Genomic DNA, 22,676 nt, shown 5'->3' with positions numbered 1-22,676 from the left:
ATCGACGGCGGTGTTTGGCACCTCGATGTCGGCTCATCACATCCTGGGGCTGAAGCCGGTCCCAAGGGTATGGCTGTTCGCCATTTAAAGTGGTACGCGAGCTGGGTTTAGAACGTCGTGAGACAGTTCGGTCCCTATCTGCCGTGGACGTTTGAGATTTGAGAGGGGCTGCTCCTAGTACGAGAGGACCGGAGTGGACGAACCTCTGGTGTTCCGGTTGTCACGCCAGTGGCATTGCCGGGTAGCTATGTTCGGAATAGATAACCGCTGAAAGCATCTAAGCGGGAAACTAGCCTCAAGATGAGATCTCACTGGGACCTTGAGTCCCCTGAAGGGCCGTCGAAGACTACGACGTTGATAGGTTGGGTGTGTAAGCGCTGTGAGGCGTTGAGCTAACCAATACTAATTGCCCGTGAGGCTTGACCATATAACACCCAAGCAATTTGACTACTCGAGAGAGCATCAGATTGCGGTGTGTGAAGACGCAATGAACCGAAAGTTCGCAGCAAAAAAACACACAAATCTGTCACATACCCATTCGCTGGAGCGTAAACCGAAAGGTGAACGACCTGGCTACCGAATTTCTTGACGACCATAGAGCATTGGAACCACCTGATCCCATCCCGAACTCAGCAGTGAAACGATGCATCGCCGATGGTAGTGTGGGGTTTCCCCATGTGAGAGTAGGTCATCGTCAAGATTAAATTCCGAAACCCCTATCTGCGTATGCAGGTAGGGGTTTTGTTTTGCCCGCAGGAAAGTGGCTGCACGAAAAAGGGACAGCCCAATGGCTATCCCTGGTTCCAGCCGCACCGTCAATGAAACTTCGGCAGTACGTGTTCGGCGATTTCCTCAATCACCTCCGCCACCGGTCGTTCGCTGCGGCGCATGTGCAAGCCGACATGCTGTACACCTGCGTCTCGCAAAGCCTGAAGTTCATCAATCAATGCCAGGCGCCCACAACTGCCACCGAAGCGCACACGCCGCATCGGCGCATACGGATTCGCCTCCAGATCCAGATGAACAAAGCTGATGTAAGGTTTATCGCCGCCGACTTCACGCCATAACCCCACCCGGCGACGATGCTCATCCGGCGTGCCGGGGTAGGCGAGCCAACCGTCCATATGCTGGCCGATCCAGGCTGGAGACTGCTGACCAAGCCCGGCCACCAGCAATGGCACTGGCTGATCGCGCTCCGGCAGCAGGCGAGCGCCTTCAGGCAGGCGACCTTCACCCTGGCTACGCAACAACTCAACCGTATCGCGAAAGATCTCGCCCCGCTGGGCGTAGTCGACACCAAACAGCGGATACTCCATCGGACGGTCACCGCTGGCCACGCCAAGGAGCAGGCGTCCGTCACTCAACTCATCGACACTGTTGGCAGCCTTGAGTGTCAGCCACGGCTGACGCAACGGCAGCACCACCGCGGCCGTGCCCAACATGATGTTGTCGGTGATTCCCGCCAGGTAGCCGAGGTAGGAAAAGGTTTCGAATACCTGTGCGGCATCGCCGAAGTTGGGGTCATAAACCGGTACGTCGCGCACCCAAAGGGCGCGAAACCCAGACTTGTCGGCCAAACGTGCCATAGCCGCGTGCTGCTTTAGGTCGGGAACACCGAAAGGCCTATCCTCGTCCAGTCGCAGTCGTTGGCCATCACTGGACCAGTCGTTATCCAGCGGCAGTTCAAGGCCAATGGAAAACCCATTCGACCCCAGTAATTGTTGAAAACGTGAGTGCATGAAAAACTCCAGAGAGGGAATGACATGCACCCAGTATCCACAGGCCCATCTGCAAGAAAAATGCATGAATGGGAATATCAATCTTGAGTAAAACGCACGAGTACACCGCATCACAACCTACGTCCGACCGTCGTTTTGGCCCTCAAGGACAACCGTTCGAGGAAATCGCGCTAAAGTGCCGGCGTCATTTTTGGTATGGTGCAGCTCGTTTTTTAATGGACTGATGACAACGCTGAGGATCGGCACCCCCTTCATAGTCAAAGAGCTGCTGCAGAAATGCCCGAACCGATACCGATCAAGGATCACGAAAAAGAGACGCGCCTGGTCAATAAAAGGCTGATGGCCTGCGCCTTGTTTGTGGTCGCCATCACCTGCGCGCTGGTCGTGCGCATGTACGTACTGCAAGTGGTCGAATTCGACTACCACTCCACCATCTCCGAAAACAACCGCGTTCACGTATTGCCGATCACTCCGACGCGAGGGCTGATCTATGACCGCAATGGCGTAGTCCTGGCGGACAACCGGCCCAGCTTCAACCTGACCATCACCCGCGAACGCACCACGGATGTCAAAGAAGAGCTGGATGAGGTGATCAACCTCCTGCACTTGCCGGCCGAAGACCGCACCTTGTTCGACAAAGCCATGAAACAGGCGCGGCATCCGTTCGTGCCGGTGACCTTGTTCTACGAACTCACCGAAGAGCAGATCGCCGTCCTCGCGGTCAACGAATTCCACCTGCCGGGGCTGGATGTCGAGCCTCAGTTCGTCCGCCATTACCCGATGGGCGCGCACTTCGCCCACTCCATCGGTTACGTCGGGCGCATCAACGAGAAAGAATCCAAGGCGCTGGATGGGGTGGAGTACCGCGGCACCCAATCCATCGGCAAGACCGGTATCGAAAAATTCTACGAGTCCGAGTTGCACGGCCACGTCGGTTACGAAGAAGTCGAGACCAACGCCCAGGGTCGCGTGCTGCGCGTGCTCAAGCACACCGATCCGACACCCGGCAAAAACATCGTTCTGAGCCTCGACGTCCACCTGCAGGAAGCCGCCGAGGATGCCCTGGGTGATCGCCGTGGTTCGGTGGTCGCCCTCGATCCATCGACCGGCGAAGTGCTGGCCATGGTCAGCAAGCCAAGTTTCGACCCGAACATGTTCGTGACCGGCATCAGCTTCAAGGAGTACGCGGCGCTGCACGACTCCATCGACCGGCCGCTGTTCAACCGCGTCCTGCGCGGCCTCTATGCGCCGGGCTCGACCATCAAGCCGGAAATGGCGATTGCCGGCCTCGACGCCGGCGTGGTCACCCCGCAAACCCGCGTCTTCGACCCCGGTTACTACCAATTGCCGGACTTCGATCACAAATACCGCAACTGGAACCACAGCGGTGACGGCTGGGTGGACATGGACGCGGCGATCATGCGCTCCAACGACACCTACTTCTACGATCTTGCGCACAAGCTGGGCATCGATCGGCTGCACGATTACATGGCCATGTTCGGGCTCGGGGAAAAGGTCTCGCTGGACATGTTCGAAGAGTCGCCCGGCTTGATGCCGTCCCAGGCCTGGAAACGCGCCACGCGGCGTCAGCCATGGTTCCCCGGCGAAACCGTGATCCTCGGCATCGGCCAGGGCTACATGCAAGTCACGCCGCTGCAACTGGCCCAGGCCACGGCGTTGATCGCCAACAAAGGCGTGTGGAACCGGCCGCACCTGGCCAAGACCGTCGATGGCGTCGCGCCGGTGGACGAGAACCCGATGCCGAACATCCTGCTCAAGGATCCGCGTGACTGGGAACAGGTCAACCACGGTATGCAAATGGTGATGCACGATGCGCGCGGGATTGCCCGGGCAGCGGCGGTGGGTGCCCAGTACCGCATCGCCGGCAAAAGTGGCACCGCGCAAGTGGTCGCGATCAAGCAGGGCGAGCGTTACAACCGGGCGAAAACTCTGGAACGTAACCGCGACAACGCCTTGTTCGTCGGTTTCGCACCGGCCGAGCATCCGAAGATTGTGATCTCGGTGATGATCGAAAACGGCGAGGCCGGTGGGCGTGTGGCCGGTCCCGTGGTGCGGCAGATCATGGACGCCTGGCTACTCGACCAAGACGGTCATCTCAAACCGCAGTACGCCACGCCCGCTAAACCGCCGGGCGATCCTCACGTCTAGGAATGAAAGGCTTCACAGCACAGGCTCACGAATACTGAGCATGTGCTGGAAGCTTTCCAGGAACACCGTTTCCGCCTGAGTCATCTTCTGCTCGCGATTCCACAGCAGCTGGATATCGAAATCCACTACGCCGTCTTCCGGCGGCAAACGCCAGAGCAAACCTTGCTCGACATCCCGCCGCACCAAGTGCACCGGCAAACAACCAATCCCGAACCCTGCGCAGATCAAGCGGTAAATCTCTTCGAAACTAGTGGAGGAGGCGACGATCTTGCCGGTAAAGCCTTGCTCGTCGCGAAACAGCGTCAACGGCGAAAGATTGCCGCCCAATTGGTCGCTGGTAAAACTCACGAAGTTCTCCGCCGCCAACTGTTCCAGGGGCAGATTCTCCTGCCCGAACAACCGATGACGTTGCCCGCAAAAGTACGCATAACGCTCACGAAACAGTACCCGCTGCTCCAGCCGTGGTTGCGGCAAACGGCACAGGCCGACGCCAATGGTCGCGGTCTTTTGCAGCAACGAACTGATGATGTTCGAACTGCCCATCACCTCGACTTCCAGCTCGATTTTCGGGTGGGTTTCATGGAAGTCGGCGAGGAATTCATCGTAGTGCCGCGCCTGCACGCCACTGACAGTGAGGATGCGGATCTTGCCCACCACGTCGTCATGCCGACTTTCGACCACCGTGCCCAAGCGGGAAATATCGCCATAGATATCCGCCGCAATACGCAGGACTTCTTCCCCGGTCTCCGTCAGATCAAAGCGCCGCCCGCTGCGGGCAATCAACACACACTCCAGTTGTTCTTCCAGACGTTTCAACGCCTGGCTGACCGCCGACTGAGTGATGTGCAAACGCGCGGCGGCCCGGCTCATGCTGCCTTCCTGGCCGATCACCAGGTAGGTGCGCAGCAGGTTCCAGTCGAGGCGATCATTCAGAAAGCGCCGACCGACCCATGGGTTGGTAACGGAGGACATAAATACTCCAGGTAGTAGCGGTGCTAATAGTAAAGATAAGAATTTGAAAATTGACTAATCCTGGCATGGAAGCGATAAAGCCCACAAGCGCCACAGAGTGCAACCGTAGCCAGCCTTCAGTACCTGCCCAAAACTATAAATACACAGGGTCCTTGCATGCACACCACCCCTCAACCGCGACGAGCCGCGGCCGCTGCCTTCATTGGCACGACCATCGAGTTCTACGACTTCTACATCTACGCCACTGCGGCGGCGCTGGTGCTCGGGCAAGTGTTCTTTCCCAGCAGTGACCCGGTGATGAGCACCCTGGCGGCGTTCGGCAGTTTCGCTGTCGGCTTTATCGCCCGCCCGATGGCCGGCATGGTTTTCGGTCATTTGGGTGATCGCCTCGGTCGCAAGAAGATGTTGCTGGTGACCATGGCGCTGATGGGCCTGGCCACCGCCGGCATCGGTCTGCTGCCCAGCTACGCCAGTGTTGGCATCTGGGCGCCGGTCGGTCTGATTGTGCTGCGATTGATCCAGGGGATTTCCGTCGGCGGCGAGTGGGGCGGGGCGGTGCTGATGGCCAGCGAACACGCACCGGCCAAGCGCAAGACCTTCTACGCCTCGTTCGCCCAACTCGGCAGTCCGGCAGGTTTGTTGCTGGCCTTGATTGCCTTCCGTCTGGTCACCTCCCTTGATCCCGCGGACTTCCTCGCCTGGGGCTGGCGTCTGCCATTCCTCGCCAGTGGCGTGCTGATGATGGTCGGCCTGATGATCCGTTCCGGGGTCCACGAATCACCGGAGTTCGCCAAGGCCCGGGACAATAACGAAACCTCTCAATACCCGGTAAAGGACGTGATCCGCACCTGCTGGCGGCAGATCCTGTTCGCCGCTGCCGCCGTGACCATCGGTTCGGCCGGGTTCTTTTTCACTAACACTTTCATGATTACGTACGTCACCCAATATCAGGGCATCGCGCGCTCGACCATTCTCGATTGCCTGTTCCTGGTGACAGTCATTCAGTTGCTCTCGCAACCGCTTTCCGCGCTGCTGGCCGAACGCATCGGCGAAGGTCGCTTTCTCAAACTCGTCGCACTGCTGTGCATGGTCACGCCATACCCGATGTTCCTGTTGGTGGCCACACAAAACATTGTGCTGATGACCCTCGGCATCGCGTTGGCGGTGGTGATCCTCTCGGCGCTGTACGCGGTGATTGCCGGGTACATGACCCAAGCGTTCCCGGTGCACCTGCGCTACTCGGGAATTTCCATCGCTTACCAGTTGAGCTGTGCCCTGGCCGGCGGTACCACGCCGCTGATCGGCACGCTGCTGGCGAGCAAGTTTTCCGGGCAATGGTGGCCGCTGGCGGTGTTCTTCACCTTGCTCTCGGCGCTGTCCCTGATCGGTGTTTGCGGCCTGGCCCGCCTGCGCGCCAACCCGGTCGTCACCCACGCTACTAAAGAGGTGTATTCGTGAGTAAACCTGCACACATCGACCCGGTTGAATGGCAAGCCCGTTGCGAACTGGCGGCGCTGTATCGGCTGGTCGCGCACTTTCGCATGACCGACCTGATCGACACCCACATCACTCTGCGCATTCCAGGTCCCGAGCATCATTTCCTGATCAATCGCTATGGGGTGATTTTCGACCGCATGCGCGCCTCGGACCTGGTGCGCATCGATCAGGACGGGCGCATCGTCGACCCCGAGTACGCCGGTCATCGGGTCAACGCTGCGGGATTTGTCATTCACTCGGCGATCCACATGGCGCGACCGGATCTTAACTGTGTGATCCACACCCACACCGCAGCGGGCATGGCGGTTGCGGCGCAGAAACAGGGCTTGTTGCCGATCAGTCAGCACGCGCTGAAGTTCTACGGAAAACTGGCCTATCACACCTATGAAGGCATCGCCCTGTCGCTGGATGAGCGCGAGCGTTTGATCGCCGACCTCGGGCCGCACCGTGCGATGATCCTGCGCAACCACGGCTTGCTGGTCGGCGGTTCCGGCGTGGCCCAGGCGTTCCAGGAAATCCACTTTCTGGAGCGTGCCTGTCAGGCGCAAGTGGCGGCGCTGGCCGGCGGATCGGCGCTGCACTACCCGTCGCCGGAAGTCTGCGCCCACACCGCCGAGCAATTTGACCGTGATGAACAGGACAACATCATCGACCTGGCCTGGGAGGCCGCTTTAACCCTGATCGAATCCCAGCGCGAGTCCTATCTGTCATGAACACCGTTGTTCTATTGTCCCGCGACAACCTGTTGCTCAAACAACTGCAAGCCGCGTTTGCCCGCAGCGCGCCGCAACTCACCACCGTGCTGGCCGATGATCCGCTGGCCGTAAATGCGCAGATTGCCGCGTGCTGGTTTCCGTTGCCCGGCAGCCTCGGCGCATTGCCGAACCTGCAAGTCATTCACTCGGTCGCCGCCGGGATCGATCACCTCGAACACGACCCGTCGTGCCCGGATTTGCCGGTGTGTCGGGTGGTCGATCCCGGCCACCGTCAGGGCATGACCGAGTACGTGCGCTGGGCGGTGATTCACTATCACCGTGGCTTCGATCAGGTACTGCAACAACAGCGGAAACAGCATTGGGAACGACCGCTGCAACGGGCTGCGGGGCAGTTCAAGGTCGGGGTGATGGGCCTGGGTTCGTTGGGTAGCGCCATTGCCGAGGATCTGGCCAACGCGGGTTATGACGTTCGTGGTTGGGCACGTCGTGGCAAGGATCTGAGCGGAGTCCAGACCTTCGCGGGTGCGGAACAATTGAACCCGTTTCTCGATGGCCTGGAGGTGTTGATCAACCTGCTGCCACTGACTAGCGAGACCCGCGGCATTCTCGGCAATGGGACGTTCGAACACTTGGCCAATGGCGCCGCGCTGGTCAATTGTGGTCGCGGCGGCCACCTGAATATCGACGACCTCGAACACGCCCTGAAACGAGGAAAACTGCGCGGCGCCTTACTGGATGTTTTCGAACAGGAACCGCTACCGGCCGATCATCGCCTCTGGACCCTGCCCGGCGTCACGATCACCCCGCACATGGCCTCGGCCGCCTCCCACGATTGTATTGCCGAACAAATAGCGGAGAACTTTCGCCGATTGAACGCCGATGAACCGCTATTGAATTGTGCGGACAGAACACTCGGTTACTAACAACAAACTCGCCCACTAAGTTGGGCGAGACATAACAACAATCCTTCGCCTCGAAACGATTTACTGCCAGTCAAAACAATTAAATAAATTCCTGGAGTCAGTGATGAGCGATCTATCGTCCGCAGAAAAGTCCGGCACGCCGCCGCAAGCGCCAATCAGTATGAAAAAAGTCGCCGTGGCCAGTGTCATCGGCACCACCGTGGAGTGGTACGACTTGTTCGTTTTCGCCACGGCGTCCGCGCTGGTCTTCAACAAAGTGTTCTTCCCGGACTTCGTGCCGTTGATCGGCACGTTACTGGCCTTTGGCACCTTCGCCTCGGCCTATCTGGCACGCATCGTTGGCGCCGCCCTGTTCGGGCACTTCGGTGACAAGCTGGGCCGCAAATCGATGCTGCTGATTTCGCTGCTGACCATGGGCGCCGCGACCTTCGCCATTGGCTTGTTGCCCAACTACGCAGCCATTGGCATCTGGGCGCCGATCCTGTTGCTGTTGCTCAGGGTGATTCAAGGCCTGGCGCTGGGCGGCGAGTGGGGCGGGGCGGTGTTGATGGCGGTGGAACATGCGCCGGCCAACAAGCGCGGCTTGTATGGTTCGTGGGTGCAGATCGGCGTTCCGGCGGGGACCATGATCGCCAACCTGGCCTTCCTGTTGATCGCCGCCTACCTGTCCCCGGAAGACCTGTTGGCCTGGGGCTGGCGAATCCCGTTTCTGGCCAGCGTGCTGCTGATCGCCGTAGGTTTGTACATCCGCCTGAACATCGCCGAAACCCCGGCCTTCAACAAGGTCAAGGAAGCCGAAGTGCAGGTGAAAATGCCCCTGGCGGAAGTCTTTCGCAAGTACTGGAAGCAAGTGGTGCTCGGTGGCATCGCCACCATGTCGACCGGGGCTTCGTTCAACATCATCGTCGCGTTCGGGTTGACTTATGGCACGCAGAATCTTGGCTTCAGCCGCAGCACGATGCTCGGCGTGGTGTTGCTGTCCTGCGCTTGGTGCATCGTCATGCTGCCGGTGTTCGGGGCGCTGTCGGACCGCTTTGGACGCAAGCCGATCATCGTCGCCGGCATCGTCGCGGAAGCGTTGGTGGCGTTCCCGATGTTCTGGTTGATGGACACCAAAGAGCTGCCGCTGGTGATCTTCGGTTACCTGCTATTGATGACGGCGTTCGCTGCCAACTACGGGCCGATAGCGACTTTTCTCGCCGAGTTGTTTGGCACGCGGGTGCGTTATTCGGGGTTGTCGATCAGCTACATGTTGTCCGGTCTGCTGGGCAGCGCGGCGACGCCGATTGTCACTACCGCGTTGCTGGCGGCGACCGGCAAGGGCTCTTCGGTGGCCTGGTACATGATCGGCGCGGCGTTGATTTCGTTGCTGGCGTTGTTGTTGCTGACCGAGACCTTCAAGCGCGACATCAGCGAAGTCCCGGTCGAGGCTCCGGCCGACTCGCAGCACAAACCCTTCAAATCGGCTGCGGCCTAAGCCCAGGAGTTCCAAGCCATGCGCAGAATTCAATCCGCCCCGGGCTTCATCGGCCCGGTCGGCCCTTACTCCCAAGCGGTGGTCAGTGGCCATCTGGTGTTCACCGCCGGGCAGATTCCGGCCCAGAACAATCTGGATGACCAACCCACCGATTTCACCGAACAAGTGCGGCAAACCTTGCGCAATCTGGAGGCGATCCTGATTGAAGCCGGGTCCGATTTCAGCCATGTGATCAAGGTCAACGCCTACCTCACCGATCCGGTGCAACTGGAGCCGTTCAACGCGGTGTATCGCGAGTTTCTCGGCCATGCACCACCGGCTCGCACCACCGTTTGTGTCGCACTGTGGGGCGTGTCGCTGGAAATTGATTGTGTCGCCGAGTTGATTGCCAAGGAGCCACAACATGGATGAGTCCCGATTGATCGAGCAGCTCAAAGCCGTAAGTTTTCCAACCCTCGGGCATTTCCTGGAGGAAGGCTTTGCCGATTCGCAACTGCGGGCCATGGTGCCGAATGTGAAAGTGGTGGGCCGGGCGCTGACCCTGAAACTGGTCGGCGCCGATGCTATCGCGGTCAACCAGGCCTTGGCGCTGATCAAGCCTGGCGATGTGCTGGTGATCGACACCGGTGGCGATCACCAGCACGCGCCGGTCGGTGCCGTTACCAGTTGCGCGGCCCGATGTGCTGGAGCGGTGGGCATTGTGGTGGACGGCGCGGTCACTGATCTGCTGGAGCTGCGTGAGGCCGGGCTGCCGGTCTTCGCTCGCGGCACCAGCCTGCTGACCACCAAGTTGCATGGTCGGGGTGATAGCCAGATCAATCAGCCGATCCAATGTGCTGGCGTCACGGTGCATCCGGGAGATTTGGTGCTGGCGGACGACAACGGCGTGCTGTTTCTCGATGGGCCAACCGCGGCCGCGGTCATCGATCAGGCTTTGGCTTCCGACCGCGACGAGCCGCGTTTGCTGGAACGCTTAAACGCCGGCGAGCCGGTTGCTCAGGTTTTAAAGGTTTAAGCCGTCAGGCACGCCTGTAAGCTCTCGATAAACAGTGTCTCCGCGCGGCTCATGCGCTGCTCGCGGTTCCACAGCAAATGAATGTCCACATCGGCAATCCCTTCGTGGGGCGGCAGGCGCCAGAGCAATCCGGCGTCGACGTCGGCCGCCACCACGTGCTCGGGTAAGCAGCCGATGCCGAAGCCGGCGATCACCAGTCGCCGGACTTCTTCCAGGCTCGGCGACGACGCCACAATCCGCCCGCTAAAACCCTGCTGATCTCGAAAAATCGTCAGCGGCGAAAGCATGCCGCCAATTTGGTCGCTGGTGAAACTGACGAAATTCTCCCGCTGCAAATCCCCTTCGGCGACGTTCTGCTGGCCGAACAGCGCATGGTGCTTGCCGCAGAAAAACGCATAGCGCTGACGCAGGAACAGCCGCTGTTCCAGGCGCGGTTGTGGCCGACGATTGAGGCTCAAACCAAGGGTGGCGGTCTTCTCCTGCAAGGCGCTGACGATGTCGGAACTGCGCATCACATCCACTTCCAGATCCACTCGCGGGTGCTGACGGTGGAAATCGGCGAGGAAGTCATCGAAACGCTCGGAGAAAATCCGGCTGATGATCAGCAACCGCACCTTGCCGATCACTTCATCGGCCGGTTGCTCCAGCACGCTGCTGACTTGCGACATCTGCCCGTAGATTTCCCCGGCCAGTTCGAAGATCTGCTCGCCGACTTCGGTCAGGGCAAATCGTGGCCCGCGCCGGGCGATCAGTTGCCGGCCCAATTGTTCTTCCAGCCGCTTCAGCGCCTGGCTCACCGCCGGTTGCGTCAAGTGCAGGCGGGCGGCGGCGCGGCTGATGCTCAGTTCCTGGCCGATCACCCGGAAGGTGCGCAGCAGGTTCCAGTCCAGACGGTCATTGAGCAGGCGTTGCACTTCGCGTTCGGCCATGGTGACTCTCGATTATAAGCTGGCGTAATAGTCCGCATAATAAATAGAAAATTGACTAATCATAGCCCCGAGACGATAAATCACTCCCAGACAGGCGCCATCAGAGCGCCTCGGATTTGCTGTTCCACTCCTGCCAAAAAAATAACCAAAGGAGCCCAGACCCATGAAGCCTCAAGCTTCGTCACAGCCGCGCCGTGCGGCAGCCGCAGCCTTTATCGGCACCATGATCGAGTGGTACGATTTTTACATCTACGCCACCGCCGCCGCTTTGGTGTTCGGCGCGCTGTTCTTCCCCTCCGACGACAAACTGTTCAGCACCATGGCTGCATTCGGCACCTTCGCCGTGGGCTTTTTCGCTCGACCGTTGGGCGGGATAATCTTCGGCCATATCGGCGATCGCATCGGGCGCAAGAAGTCGCTGATCATCACCTTGCTGATGATGGGCGTGGTCACCGTGTGCATCGGCTTGCTGCCGACTTACGCACAAATCGGCGTCGCTGCGCCGGTGCTGTTGATCCTGCTGCGCATCGTCCAGGGCATCGCCGTCGGTGGTGAGTGGGGCGGGGCAGTGTTGATGGCCGGTGAACATGCGCCGAAGGGCCGTCGCAACTTCTTCGCCTCGTTTGCGCAGCTGGGCAGCCCGGCCGGTTTGATCCTGTCGCTGCTGGCTTTCAGCGCAGTCACTCGCTTGCCGGAAGAAGACTTGATGAGTTGGGGCTGGCGTCTGCCGTTCCTCGCCAGCTCGCTGTTGTTGCTGGTGGGCCTGGCGATTCGTCTCGGCGTGAATGAATCGCCCGAGTTCCTCGCCAGCCGCGAACTGGCCAGCAAAAGCACGCGCAAGGAGCAGGCGCCGGTGATGGAAGTGCTGCGTACGGCGTGGCGTCCGCTGCTGCTGTGCATCGGCGCCAACACGCTGGGGATCGCCGGCGTGTACTTCACCAACACCTTCATGATCGCCTACACCACCCAGCAACTTGAGTTGCCGCGCTCGTTGATTCTCGAGTGTTTGTTTGTGGTGGCGATCATTCAGTTCTGCATTCAACCGCTGGCGGCGTGGACTGCCGAGAAGATCGGCGCGACGCGGTTCCTGTGCCTGATGTCGGTGCTGGCGATGGCCTCTCCGTACCCGATGTTTGTGCTGGTCAGCTCGGCCCAGCCGTCGCTGATCATCCTCGGCATCGCCCTGGCGGTGGTGTGCATGGCGTCGTTCTACGCGGTGATCGCCGGTTACGTCAGCGGCATGTTTGAGACGCGGGTGCGCTACACCGCGATCTCTCTCGCTTATCAGATTTGCGGTGCCGTGGCCGGAGGCCTGACGCCGCTGGTTGGCACGATGCTGGCGCACAAATTCGCCGGGCAATGGTGGCCGTTGGCGGTGTTCTACAGCCTGATCGCTGCGACTTCGCTGATCTGCGTTTTGTCCCTTGCCCGTCGCCATGCCAGTGCTGAGCGCATCGAACTGGCCAACGCTTAATCCCGGTTTTTGAGGAGTAACTCATGTTGAAGATTAATGGTGAACGCCTGTGGGCAAGCCTGATGGCCATGGCCGAAATCGGCGCCACGGCGCGCGGCGGCAGCTGCCGTCTGGCCCTGAGCGATGAAGACAAGGCCGGTCGCGAACTGTTTGCCCATTGGTGCCGCGAAGCCGGCATGACCCTGAGCGTGGACGCCATCGGCAACCTGTTCGCCCGCCGCGCAGGCACCGATCCCGATGCGGCGCCGGTGATGATGGGCAGCCACCTCGATACCCAACCGGAAGGCGGCCGTTTCGATGGCGTCTACGGTGTACTGGCCGGTCTGGAAGTGGTCCGTTGCCTCAATGACCTCGGCATCCAGACCCGCAAACCGCTGGAAGTGGCGGTGTGGACCAACGAAGAAGGCGCACGCTTCACCCCGGCGATGTTCGGCTCGGCGGTGTTCACCGGGATCATGCAACTGGACGCGGCGCTGGCGGTGCGTGACATCGATGGCATCAGCGTCGCCGAAGCCCTGCAACGCACCGGTTATGCCGGCGAGCGTCCGTTGGGCGGTGCGGTGGATGCGTACTTTGAAGCGCATATCGAGCAAGGCCCGATCCTCGAAGACAACGCCAAGAGCATCGGCGTGGTCACGGGCGGCCAGGCGATTCGCTGGCTCGACGTGCGGGTCGAAGGCATGGCCGCCCACGCGGGCACCACGCCGATGCCGTTGCGCAAAGACGCGCTCTACGGCGTCGCGCGGATGATCCAGGCTATCGAAATTTTGGCCACGGATTTCGCCCCGGAAGGCCTGACCACGGTCGGCGAGTTGAGCATCAACAAGTCTTCGCGCAACACCATTCCGGGGCTGGTGAACTTCACGGTGGATTTGCGACATCACCGCGACGACGCGATTGAGGCGATGGAGCAGCAAGTGCGCGCACGACTTCAGGCGATTGTCGATGGTCGCGGTTTGAAGCTGACCATCACCCCACACTGGATCAGCCCGGCCACGCCGTTCGACGCCGAGTGCGTGGCAGCGGTGCAGCAAGCGGTGGATGCCTTGGGCTACGCTCAGCAATCGATTGTCAGCGGTGCCGGGCATGATGCGATTCACTTGGCGCGGTACTGCCCGACGGCGATGGTGTTTATCCCTTGCGTCGGTGGTTTGAGCCATAACGAAGCCGAGGATGTGTTGCCGCAAGACGTACGCCAGGGCACGGACGTGTTGCTCAACGCCGTCCTGGCCCGCGCCGGAACAACTGAATAACCCCAATCCCTGTAGGAGCAAGGCTTGCCCGCGAAGGCGTCAGCAAATTCAACATCGACGTTGACTGACACACCGCCTTCGCGGGCAAGCCTCGCTCCTGCAGGGGGCATGCCTGGTTTCAAGATGTGCGTTAACTGACAGGAATTTATCCCATGCGCAGTTTTTTCCACCCCGAACAATTGCTCCATCACCCACGCAGCTACTACTCCCGCGGGCAGATGCGCACGCCACAGGAAGTGCCAGAGCGCGCTCAGCGACTGGTGCAGGCCTCGCATTCTTTAGGCTTCAACGTCGAGCAACCGGCCGACGCCGGACTGGCGCCATTGCTGGCTGTCCACGGTGCGCCGTACCTGACGTTCCTGCAGGAAGCCCATCAACGCTGGAAGGAAATCCCCGAGGACTGGGGCGATGAGGTGATGTCGAATATCTTCGTCCGCGAGCCCAACGCCCTGCGCGGGATTCTCGCCCAGGCTGCCCGCTACCTGGCCGATGGCAGTTGCCCGGTGGGCGAGCAGACCTGGCGCTCGGCTTATTGGTCGGCGCAAAGCGCGATTGCCGGGGCCCAGGCGTTGCTCGATGGTGAACCGGCTGCTTACGCTTTATGCCGTCCGCCAGGGCATCACGCCCGTGCAGAAGCGGCCGGTGGTTTCTGCTACATCAACAACGCTGCAGTAGCGGCGCAGGTCTTGCGCGCAGGGTTCGAGCGAGTGGCGGTGCTCGATACCGACATGCATCACGGTCAAGGCATTCAGGAGATTTTCTACGACCGCGATGACGTGCTGTACGTCTCGGTGCATGGCGATCCGACCAACTTCTATCCGGGAGTGGCCGGGTTTGCCGATGAGCGTGGGGCCGGGGCAGGCGAAGGCTTCAACCTGAACTTGCCGATGGCCCATGGCGCCAGTGAGGCGGACTTCCTCGGGCAACTTGAGGTGGCGCTGACGGCGGTGAAAGACTTCGGTGCCGAGGTGTTGGTGTTGTCCCTGGGCTTCGATATTTTCGAGCTGGACCCTCAGAGTAAAGTGGCGGTGACCCGGGAAGGGTTTGCGGTGCTCGGCGAGCGGATTCGCAGCCTTGGGGTGCCGTGTCTGATAGTGCAGGAGGGTGGGTATCACCTGGAGAGTCTTGAGGATAATGCGCGGGCGTTTTTTGTGAATGCCGAGGTGTGGCAGATCTGAGTTTGAAAGGGCCTGAACAGATCGCCTTCGCGGGCAAGCCTTGCTCCTACACTGTTTGACGGTGATAGATAAATCGCGCGTACACCGAAAATCAGCTGTAGGAGCAAGGCTTGCCCGCGATGAGGCCATCACCGCCACTGGCGCATCAAGCCCCAGGCACCGGGCAACTCATATCGCCTTCCTCGCACTTCAGGTAGCGCTTGAAGGTTTCGACGCGAGCCTTGGTCACGTCGGTGGTGCACTGGTTGTAGATCAGCCCTTCCATGCTGCCACCCGCCACTCCGGAAGCCGAAAACTCACACTCAGCATCCCGAAACGCCACCCAGCTACGTTGGGCGCTGACCAACAGCTTCCTGGCATCGGGACTGTCCTTCAACCTTTTGGTGATCTGCTGGTAAAGCGCATTCAGTTCCTTATCCGCAGCCTTGTTCTGCTCGGCGGAGCACTGATTCATGTCGCTCTGGTTACTGGCATTGTCACAGTCCACGGCGTGAGCCACGGTGGTGAACAGCAGCGGCATCAGCGCCAGGAGAAAGCGTGGGTGCATGGGGGATTCTCGTGGTGATGTTGGAAAGTCGGGATGCAGTGTCGCGAAGCGGACGGTGAATCTATGTCTGCCACTGCGGACATTTCTCGTTCGATTCATATTCAAGCCACGGCACGTCATGAGACGTCCAGATGTGCGCTTGCGGCATCATCCCCGGATCATCATCAAGCGTCGCCACCCGCACGATCACATGCGGCTGAGCCAAGCGTTCCGCCATCAACTGCGAACCACAGACCGAACAGAAATGCCGAAGCTTGCCGGGCGACGATTCGTAGCTGCTCAGCCGGTCCTGGCCCTTGGTCCAGCGAAAGTGCTCGCGCCGGACTCCGGCGGTCGAGGCGAAAGCTGCGGCGTGAGCTTTGCGGCAAGTCTGGCAATGGCAATGAACGATCGGCATATCGAGGCCGTCGAGTTGGTATTCGATGGTTTTGCACAAGCAGCTGCCAAGCAGGCCACTCATGACGTTTCTCCGGTGGAGTCCGTTGCCGCATGAAACAAGGCTTGCGCCGTGGCTTCGATGTCATGGCGTTGGTGCAACTTTGCCAGCCAACTCGGGGGAATGGCCTGTACACCGTAATGGACCCCGGCCAACTGACCGACGATTGCAGCGGTCGTATCGGCATCGTCGCCCAGGTTCGCGGCCGCCAGGATGGCGCCTTCAAAGCTGTCGGTATGGTGAAAACACCACAAGGCCGCTTCCAGCGAGGCCACGCAGTAACCGCTGCCACGGATCTCGTTTTTCGATTTGCTCAGGTAATCGCCTCGGGCGATGGCTGCGACCTTTGGTTCAACGAATGTCGTCTCTGACGGGCTGTGTAAATCCGCTTTGGGTGCGCCGAGCAGCGCTTTGCCAATCAATTCGGCAAACAACTGGCAGCATTCGATCGCTTCCGGCGCCGAATGGGTGGTCCGGGAGCTGTTCGCGGCAAAGATCCTGATCCGCTCCCGGTCGGGAAAGTAATACAGCACAACCGGCACTAACCTCATCAACGAGCCGTTGCCGGCGGTGTTCGGATCGATAGAGCCGGCAAAAGGGTCGCCGGTTTCCTGATAACGGGTCAGGGCTTCACGCACGGTCATGCCAATGTCGAAGCACTCGCCAGTTGAGCTCAAGTAGCCCCAATGCCACCAGTTGAGGTAACGGCCCATTTGATCGACGGCGTCGAAACCGGTTTTGTTCAACAGACTTTCCGCCAGGCAAAGCGCCATTGAGGTGTCGTCGGTCCATTGTCCCGGCTTCAAGCTGAAAGGGCCGCCGCCAACCATGTCGGTCAGGGGCAGGAACGAGCCGCGTGGCTGGAATTCGACACTGGTGCCAACGGCATCACCGCACGCCAGTCCCAGCAGGGCCCCGCGATAACGCTCCGAGAGTGAAGGCTGCATGAATCTTCCTTGTCTGATTCAACTTTGCTGCAAACGTTAGCAGTTTCGGTTGGCTGACTCTTGTCCTTAATCCAGAACTGATGGTCTGAAATACAGCCTAATATTTCAGGTTATGTAGATTGTCGCACCCGCTTGATACAACTTTAGGGTTGGTCTTGTGGTCTTACAGGCCTACTGTTCAGTACAGGAGGTGACTTATGAATCCAGCATCAGATCGCATCGAAAGGAAGATTTTGCTCAAGGCGCCGCGTTCGCATGTGTGGCGCGTGGTCGCCAATGCCGAAGCGTTCGGCCAGTGGTTTGGCGTGTCGCTCGAAGGCAAGCGCTTTGTCGCCGGTGAATGGACCCAGGGCCAGATTACTTATCCCGGTTATGAGCACTTGCTGTGGAATGTCCTGGTGGAGCGGGTCGAGCCGGAGCGCGTGTTTTCGTTTCGCTGGCATCCGTATGCCGTGGAGCCCCACATCGACTACTCCCAGGAACCCACCACCCTGGTGCTGTTCGAACTCGAAGACATGGATGACGGCACCTTGCTGAAGGTCACAGAGTCGGGTTTCGACCACGTTCCCCAGGAACGCCGGCTCAAGGCCTTCCGCATGGACAGTCGTGGCTGGGATGAGCAGATGAACAATATCGAAGAATTTCTGAAAACCAGCGCCAAGGCCCGCGAACATCAGGGAGAGTGAATGTTTGAGCCCTGGTTGAAGCGCTGGGCATTGGTGCCGGACGGCGTGCCAATCATCACCCCTGGCAGTCGTTTGCTGCCGGTACGGATGGCTGATGTACCGGCCATGTTGAAGGTTGCAGTGGATGCCGAGGAAAAATTCGGCAATCTGCTGATGACCTGGTGGGACGGTGAGGGCGCCGCCCAAGTGTTCGCCCATCACGGTGACGGGTTGTTGATCGAACGCGCCATGGGTGAGCGCTCGCTGATGCACATGGCGCTCAACGGGCAGGATGACGAGGCCAGCGGGATTATCTGTGCGGCGGTGGCGCGTTTGCATGCGCCGCGTCCGTGGCCGTTGCCGCCGCTGGTGCCGTTGCCGGAGTGGTTTAGATCGTTACGCCTGGCGGCCGAGCAACACGGCGGCCTCTATTCCCTCAGTTTGACCACTGCCAAAGCATTGCTGGCCGAGCCGCGAGACGTGGTCGTGCTGCACGGCGATATCCATCACGAAAACATTCTGGATTTTGGCCCACGCGGCTGGTTGGCCATCGATCCCAAGCGGGTGACCGGTGAGCGGGGTTTTGATTACGCGAACCTGATCTGTAATCCCGAACTGCCGACGGCGGGGGATCCGCTGCGCTTTGAGCGGCAAATTCAAGTGGTGAGCGAAGCGGCAGGGCTTGAGCATCGGCGCTTGCTGCAATGGGTGCTGGCCTTTGCCGGATTGTCGGCAGCCTGGTTTCTTGAGGACGACGACACCCTGGCGGCCGAAGGTCAGCTGCAGGTCGCTAAACTCGCGGCTTGCAGGCTGGATGCCTGATGCCTCTAAGGGTTTTCGGAAGGAGCGCTATGGCGAATGTCTTACACGCGGTAGTAGCTATGTCGTCTATTGCACATTGGATCCGAAGCGTAATCTAGCTTCATCAACTGAAGCACAGGAAGTGCTCAGGATCATGGATGATCGACCATAAGCAAGGACACGCTGCCGACAGGGAGTCGTAATGGTCTTGGGAAAAACCCGCTTCGGCGGGTTTTTTTTCGTCTGTCGTAAATCATCCGGCGTATCACGTTGTTGTAGGAGCGAGGCGAGCAGGGATTTTGGCTATCAATGGTCAAAGGCTTACACGCTCTCACGGGTATGTCGTCTGTTTAAGTTTCTGCGATGCGCATATTCTGAATCCATCAACTGAAGCACAGGAAGTGCTCAGGATCACGGATGATCGACCATTAGCCAGGATGGCTGCCGACAGGATGTCGCAATGGTCTTGAGAAACCCGCTTAGGCGGGTTTTTTTTCGTCTGCCGAAAATCATCCGTCGTACCTCGCTTTTTGTAGGAGCAAGGCTTGCCCGCGAAGAAGCTGACGCGGTGCTTCAGACAAAACCGCGTCATCGATCATCGCGGGCAAGCCATGCTCCTACGGCACAGGAAGGATCAAAGATCGAGCCTGGCCGCTGCCCGCTCGGTGATCAACTTGCGTTGCACGAACGAGGGCGCCGCTCGCCGTTGCGCCTCTTGCACGATGTTCTGCGGTGCCGTTTCCGGACTGCCGGACTGGAACGGCGGGGCTGGCGCGTATTCCAATTGCAGCTGTATCACTTGCGCCGTGTCCTTATCGAACAACTCGGCGGCCAGCGTCAGGGCAAAGTCGATGCCCGCCGTGATCCCGCCGCCGGTCAGCAGATTGCCGTCGCGCACTACCCGATCTTTCACCGGGATCGCCCCCAATGTCCCGAGCAAGTCGTGATAGGCCCAATGCGTGGTGGCGCGTTTGCCCGTGAGCAGACCCGCCGCCCCGAGTACCAACGAGCCGGTGCACACCGAGGTCACATAACGGGCATTGGCCGCCTGGGCCTTGATGAACGTCAGGGTGACTTCATCTTCCATCAACGGTCCGACACCGCTGCCACCGGGAATGCAGATCACGTCCAGCGCGGGGCAATCGTCGAACGTGGTGGTCGGTTTCAGCACCAGGCCAGTGCTGGCAGTGACCGGCACCAGGTCCTTCCAGATCAAATGCACCTTCACGTCCGGCAGCGAGGCCAGCACGTCATAGGGGCCGGTCAGGTCCAGTTGTTGAACCTGTGGAAACAGCAGAAAACCGATCTGCAACGTCATGGTGTTTTTCTCCGGGTTGGGGGTGGACGGCTTCACTGTAGGCTCGTAGGATTTGGCGCATCCGCCAATTACCCCACGAATTACGCCAATCATGCCCAAAGCTATTCATGTGCTCGCGTTTACCAACGTACAGCTGCTGGACGTCACCGGGCCGTTGCAGGTGTTTGCCTCGGCCAACGACATTGCCCGTCAACAGGGCATGCCGCCGCCCTATGCGCCGACGGTGATTGCCAGTGGTGGCGGGGCGGTGATGTCGTCGGCCGGGCTGGCGCTGCTGGCGGAGTCGCTGCCATCGGGCCGCAGTGACACCTTGATCGTCGCGGGTGGCTGGGGCGTGTACTCGGCTTCGGAGGATGCGTCTCTGGTGGCGTGGGTCCGTGAACACGCGACGGGTTGTCGACGAGTTTCTTCGGTGTGCACCGGGGCGTTTTTGCTGGCGGCCAGTGGCTGGCTCGACGGTCGCCGGGTAGTGACGCACTGGACCCGTTGTGAGGAGTTGGCGCAAAAGCACCCGCGCCTGCAAGTCGAACCGAACCCGATCTTTATCAACGACGGCCCGGTCTGGACCTCGGCCGGGGTCACCGCCGGCATTGACCTGGCGCTGGCCATGGTCGAAGAAGACCTCGGTCGCGCCATGGCCCTGGACGTCGCCCGGCAACTGGTGGTGTTTCTCAAGCGTCCGGGCGGTCAGTCGCAGTTCAGTGTGACCCTGTCCCTGCAGCAGGTAGGCAACCGTTTCGACGAACTTCACGCCTGGATCAGCGAAAATCTCACCATGGACCTCGGCGTCCCGACCCTGGCCCTGCAGGCCGGGATGAGCGAACGCAGCTTTATCCGCCACTACCGCGCCGACACCGGCCAGACCCCGGCGCGGGCCATCGAATTGATTCGGGTCGAAACCGCGCGGCGGCTGCTGAGCGATACCGGCGTGCCGATCAAACGGGTGGCGGTGCAATGCGGGTTCGGCAGCGAAGAGACCTTGCGCCGCGGTTTCCTGCGGGCCATGGGCGTGACGCCACAGGCGTATCGCGAGCGCTTCAGCGTCAGCCTTTCAGTAGATCCAGTAACGCCTTGATCGTCGCCTCGGGGGCTTCCTCGGGGATGTTATGTCCCACGCCTGCCAACACGCGGCGCTCATAGCGGCCAGTGAAGTGCTCGATGTCTTCGTCTGCCTCCGGCGCCGGTCCCACGCCGTCGTCGGCACCGCACAGGGAAATCGTCGGCACACTGATCGGCGGTTGCTTGACCAGAGCCTCTTCGATCCATTCCAGCGCCGGATCGCCGGGGGCATACATGAAGCGATGCCGATACGACTGAATCACCACCTCGACGAAGTCCGGGTTATCGAAGGCCGGTGCACTCAAGGGATAGCGCTCGTCGTTCCTGGCCCAGGTCGGCGACCACAAACGCCAGAGCAATTTGCATAGGGCTCGGCGGTTCCGGGTCAAGCCTTCAGCGCCGCGCGGGGTGTGGAAGTAGTACTGATACCAGAGGCGATGTTCGGTCTCGGGGTCCAGCGGATTGGTTGAGCCGGGAATGTTCTGCAGGTTATAGCCATCGCCAGTCACCAGGCAGCGAACCCGCTCCGGCCATAGCGCCGAGACAATGCACGCCGCCCGACCGCCCCAGTCATACCCGCAGAGCGCGGCTTGCGAGATGCCGAGGGCGTCCATCAGGTCCAGCAAATCCTGGGCAAGGGCGGCTTGTTGGCCGGAGCGCAGGGTGTCGGGGCTGTTGAAGCGAGTCGGGCCGTAGCCGCGCAGGTACGGAACGATAACGCGATAGCCTTGTGCCGCGAGGGTTGGAGCGATTTCGTCGTAGGCACGGGGGGAGTAGGGGAAGCCGTGGAGCAGGATGATTGGCTCGCCAGTGGTGGGGCCGTGTTGTTCGTAAGCGAAAGTTAGATTAGGTGTCGGGACATATTGAATCAGTACGTCATGGTTCATTGCGACACTCCAAAAAGGGGATGTTCACCCTAACCGAACAGCACCTTTTGCCAATGTTCTTCGCTGATGATCGCAATCGGTACGCCGCTTTCTCTCAACTCAACGGCTTTTTTGATTTTGGTTCCATACGTGCTGTGAAGCCATTGATCATTGCCAATGCTTCCGACAACCAAGTAGTGAGTTTTCTTGCTGACAGATCCTCCAATCAGCCCGCCACGTTCGACTATCAACGACTCGCAATCTTTACGTGGTCCGTATGCCATCACACCTGTAAACAGGAAAACGCGATCAACCCAATTCAAATTGGGGGCCGGGTTATCGAGAGGCAGGCTGGTTGGAGTTGTGAAAATCTGGGCCGAGCCTATCGGAAGACCCGCGAATTGACGGAGCATTTCCAACAATTCGGTGGATTCTTCTGCATCCAGAACACCGTCATCCAGCATGCCGGCGATGCGCTTGTAGAGAATATTGACAACCGGGTCGCCAAGGTGGATCAGATGAGTTTCGATCCAGGACTTAAGGAATTCGGCTTCCTGTTGGTTGATCGTGCCATCAGCGGCCAGTCCTGCAGCAATGCCGACTAACGCGTCAGCTGAGCGTCGGTTAATTCGTGCTTCGTGGAAGAAGCCACTGTTTTGAAATTCCTGATGTAAATCGACCATCGATCCTTCTCC

Annotated in this window: 22 protein-coding genes and 2 rRNA genes (1 of these 24 only partly in view); 15 read left to right on the top strand and 9 right to left on the bottom strand. The window is 59.9% G+C overall.

Annotated elements, in window-relative coordinates:
* Positions 1–427 (top strand): 23S ribosomal RNA (locus ACA071_RS21525) (it extends 2,465 nt beyond the left edge of the window).
* Positions 428–584: 157 nt separating this feature from the next.
* Positions 585–700 (top strand): 5S ribosomal RNA (gene rrf, locus ACA071_RS21520).
* A gap of 115 nt (positions 701–815) precedes the next feature.
* Here the strand turns inward: rrf and ACA071_RS21515 are convergent.
* The gene (locus ACA071_RS21515) at positions 816–1,739 is read right to left on the bottom strand and encodes a TIGR03571 family LLM class oxidoreductase (protein WP_497641009.1); all 924 of its coding nucleotides are present in this window, start codon (positions 1,737–1,739) and stop codon (positions 816–818) included.
* A 276-nt stretch (positions 1,740–2,015) separates the two neighbouring features.
* Here ACA071_RS21515 and mrdA point away from each other — a divergent pair, with 276 nt between their 5' ends.
* Positions 2,016–3,908 (top strand): penicillin-binding protein 2, encoded by a 1,893-nt coding sequence (mrdA, locus tag ACA071_RS21510; protein WP_497641008.1) that lies wholly within the window; start codon positions 2,016–2,018, stop codon positions 3,906–3,908.
* A gap of 12 nt (positions 3,909–3,920) precedes the next feature.
* Here the strand turns inward: mrdA and ACA071_RS21505 are convergent, their stop codons facing one another.
* Positions 3,921–4,880, bottom strand: coding sequence for a LysR family transcriptional regulator (locus ACA071_RS21505; RefSeq protein ID WP_497641007.1), 960 nt, complete (start codon positions 4,878–4,880; stop codon positions 3,921–3,923).
* Between the two features lie 156 nt (positions 4,881–5,036).
* On the opposite strand from ACA071_RS21505, the gene ACA071_RS21500 reads away from it, so the two are divergent.
* The 6 genes from ACA071_RS21500 (at position 5,037) to ACA071_RS21475 (ending at position 10,508) form a co-directional block, all read left to right on the top strand.
* Positions 5,037–6,338: an MFS transporter gene (locus ACA071_RS21500; RefSeq protein WP_497641006.1), complete on the top strand. Its 1,302-nt coding sequence runs from the start codon at positions 5,037–5,039 to the stop codon at positions 6,336–6,338.
* Positions 6,335–7,090, top strand: coding sequence for a class II aldolase/adducin family protein (locus ACA071_RS21495; RefSeq protein ID WP_476254712.1), 756 nt, complete (start codon positions 6,335–6,337; stop codon positions 7,088–7,090). Before ACA071_RS21500 ends, ACA071_RS21495 begins: the two co-directional genes overlap by 4 nt.
* Complete coding sequence (locus ACA071_RS21490; RefSeq protein WP_497641005.1) at positions 7,087–8,016, top strand: 2-hydroxyacid dehydrogenase; 930 nt, start codon at positions 7,087–7,089, stop codon at positions 8,014–8,016. Before ACA071_RS21495 ends, ACA071_RS21490 begins: the two co-directional genes overlap by 4 nt.
* 103 nt (positions 8,017–8,119) lie before the next feature.
* Positions 8,120–9,493, top strand: coding sequence for an MFS transporter (locus tag ACA071_RS21485; protein ID WP_497641004.1), 1,374 nt, complete (start codon positions 8,120–8,122; stop codon positions 9,491–9,493).
* 18 nt (positions 9,494–9,511) lie between these two features.
* Positions 9,512–9,904, top strand: a complete 393-nt coding sequence (locus ACA071_RS21480) for a RidA family protein (protein WP_497641003.1) — start codon at positions 9,512–9,514, stop codon at positions 9,902–9,904.
* Positions 9,897–10,508, top strand: a complete 612-nt coding sequence (locus ACA071_RS21475) for an RraA family protein (RefSeq protein WP_497641002.1) — start codon at positions 9,897–9,899, stop codon at positions 10,506–10,508. Before ACA071_RS21480 ends, ACA071_RS21475 begins: the two co-directional genes overlap by 8 nt.
* Here ACA071_RS21475 and ACA071_RS21470 read toward each other — a convergent pair.
* A complete protein-coding gene (locus tag ACA071_RS21470; protein WP_054053465.1) occupies positions 10,505–11,437 on the bottom strand; it encodes a LysR family transcriptional regulator in 933 nt (310 codons plus the stop codon). The genes ACA071_RS21475 and ACA071_RS21470 overlap by 4 nt on opposite strands.
* 163 nt (positions 11,438–11,600) lie before the next feature.
* On the opposite strand from ACA071_RS21470, the gene ACA071_RS21465 reads away from it, so the two are divergent.
* The 3 genes from ACA071_RS21465 (at position 11,601) to ACA071_RS21455 (ending at position 15,342) form a co-directional block, all read left to right on the top strand.
* Complete coding sequence (locus tag ACA071_RS21465) at positions 11,601–12,911, top strand: MFS transporter (RefSeq protein WP_497641001.1); 1,311 nt, start codon at positions 11,601–11,603, stop codon at positions 12,909–12,911.
* Positions 12,912–12,934: 23 nt separating this feature from the next.
* Entirely contained in the window at positions 12,935–14,164 is a 1,230-nt protein-coding gene (locus tag ACA071_RS21460; protein ID WP_497641000.1) for a Zn-dependent hydrolase, read from the top strand.
* A gap of 152 nt (positions 14,165–14,316) precedes the next feature.
* Positions 14,317–15,342, top strand: coding sequence for a histone deacetylase family protein (locus ACA071_RS21455; protein WP_497640999.1), 1,026 nt, complete (start codon positions 14,317–14,319; stop codon positions 15,340–15,342).
* Positions 15,343–15,487: 145 nt separating this feature from the next.
* Here ACA071_RS21455 and ACA071_RS21450 read toward each other — a convergent pair whose 3' ends face one another.
* The 3 genes from ACA071_RS21450 to ACA071_RS21440 form a co-directional block, all read right to left on the bottom strand.
* Positions 15,488–15,889, bottom strand: a complete 402-nt coding sequence (locus tag ACA071_RS21450; protein WP_497640998.1) for a lysozyme inhibitor LprI family protein — start codon at positions 15,887–15,889, stop codon at positions 15,488–15,490.
* Positions 15,890–15,950: 61 nt separating this feature from the next.
* Positions 15,951–16,349 carry a GFA family protein gene (locus tag ACA071_RS21445; protein ID WP_497640997.1) on the bottom strand — a complete coding sequence of 133 codons (399 nt, stop codon included), beginning with the start codon at positions 16,347–16,349 and terminating at the stop codon, positions 15,951–15,953.
* Positions 16,346–17,272, bottom strand: coding sequence for an ADP-ribosylglycohydrolase family protein (locus tag ACA071_RS21440; RefSeq protein ID WP_497640996.1), 927 nt, complete (start codon positions 17,270–17,272; stop codon positions 16,346–16,348). The genes ACA071_RS21445 and ACA071_RS21440 overlap by 4 nt, the downstream gene beginning before the upstream one ends.
* Before the next feature lie 197 nt (positions 17,273–17,469).
* Here ACA071_RS21440 and ACA071_RS21435 point away from each other — a divergent pair, with 197 nt between their 5' ends.
* Complete coding sequence (locus ACA071_RS21435) at positions 17,470–17,958, top strand: SRPBCC family protein (protein ID WP_497640995.1); 489 nt, start codon at positions 17,470–17,472, stop codon at positions 17,956–17,958.
* Positions 17,959–18,759, top strand: coding sequence for an aminoglycoside phosphotransferase family protein (locus ACA071_RS21430; protein ID WP_497640994.1), 801 nt, complete (start codon positions 17,959–17,961; stop codon positions 18,757–18,759). It abuts the gene before it with no gap.
* 613 nt (positions 18,760–19,372) lie between these two features.
* On the opposite strand, the gene inhA is transcribed toward ACA071_RS21430, so the two are convergent.
* Complete coding sequence (gene inhA / locus ACA071_RS21425; RefSeq protein WP_497645364.1) at positions 19,373–20,056, bottom strand: isonitrile hydratase; 684 nt, start codon at positions 20,054–20,056, stop codon at positions 19,373–19,375.
* 91 nt (positions 20,057–20,147) lie between these two features.
* Here inhA and ACA071_RS21420 point away from each other — a divergent pair, with 91 nt between their 5' ends.
* Positions 20,148–21,131 (top strand): GlxA family transcriptional regulator, encoded by a 984-nt coding sequence (locus ACA071_RS21420; protein ID WP_497640993.1) that lies wholly within the window; start codon positions 20,148–20,150, stop codon positions 21,129–21,131.
* Here the strand turns inward: ACA071_RS21420 and ACA071_RS21415 are convergent.
* Positions 21,100–22,002, bottom strand: a complete 903-nt coding sequence (locus tag ACA071_RS21415; RefSeq protein WP_497640992.1) for an alpha/beta fold hydrolase — start codon at positions 22,000–22,002, stop codon at positions 21,100–21,102. The genes ACA071_RS21420 and ACA071_RS21415 overlap by 32 nt on opposite strands.
* Positions 22,003–22,031: 29 nt before the next feature.
* Positions 22,032–22,664, bottom strand: coding sequence for a BRCT domain-containing protein (locus ACA071_RS21410; protein ID WP_497640991.1), 633 nt, complete (start codon positions 22,662–22,664; stop codon positions 22,032–22,034).
* Positions 22,665–22,676 lie beyond the last annotated feature (12 nt).

This window comes from Pseudomonas sp. LBUM1646, from assembly GCF_059716165.1.
The sequence above is the reverse complement of the archived record's forward strand: the minus strand, read 5'-3'. Positions and strand labels throughout refer to the sequence as shown.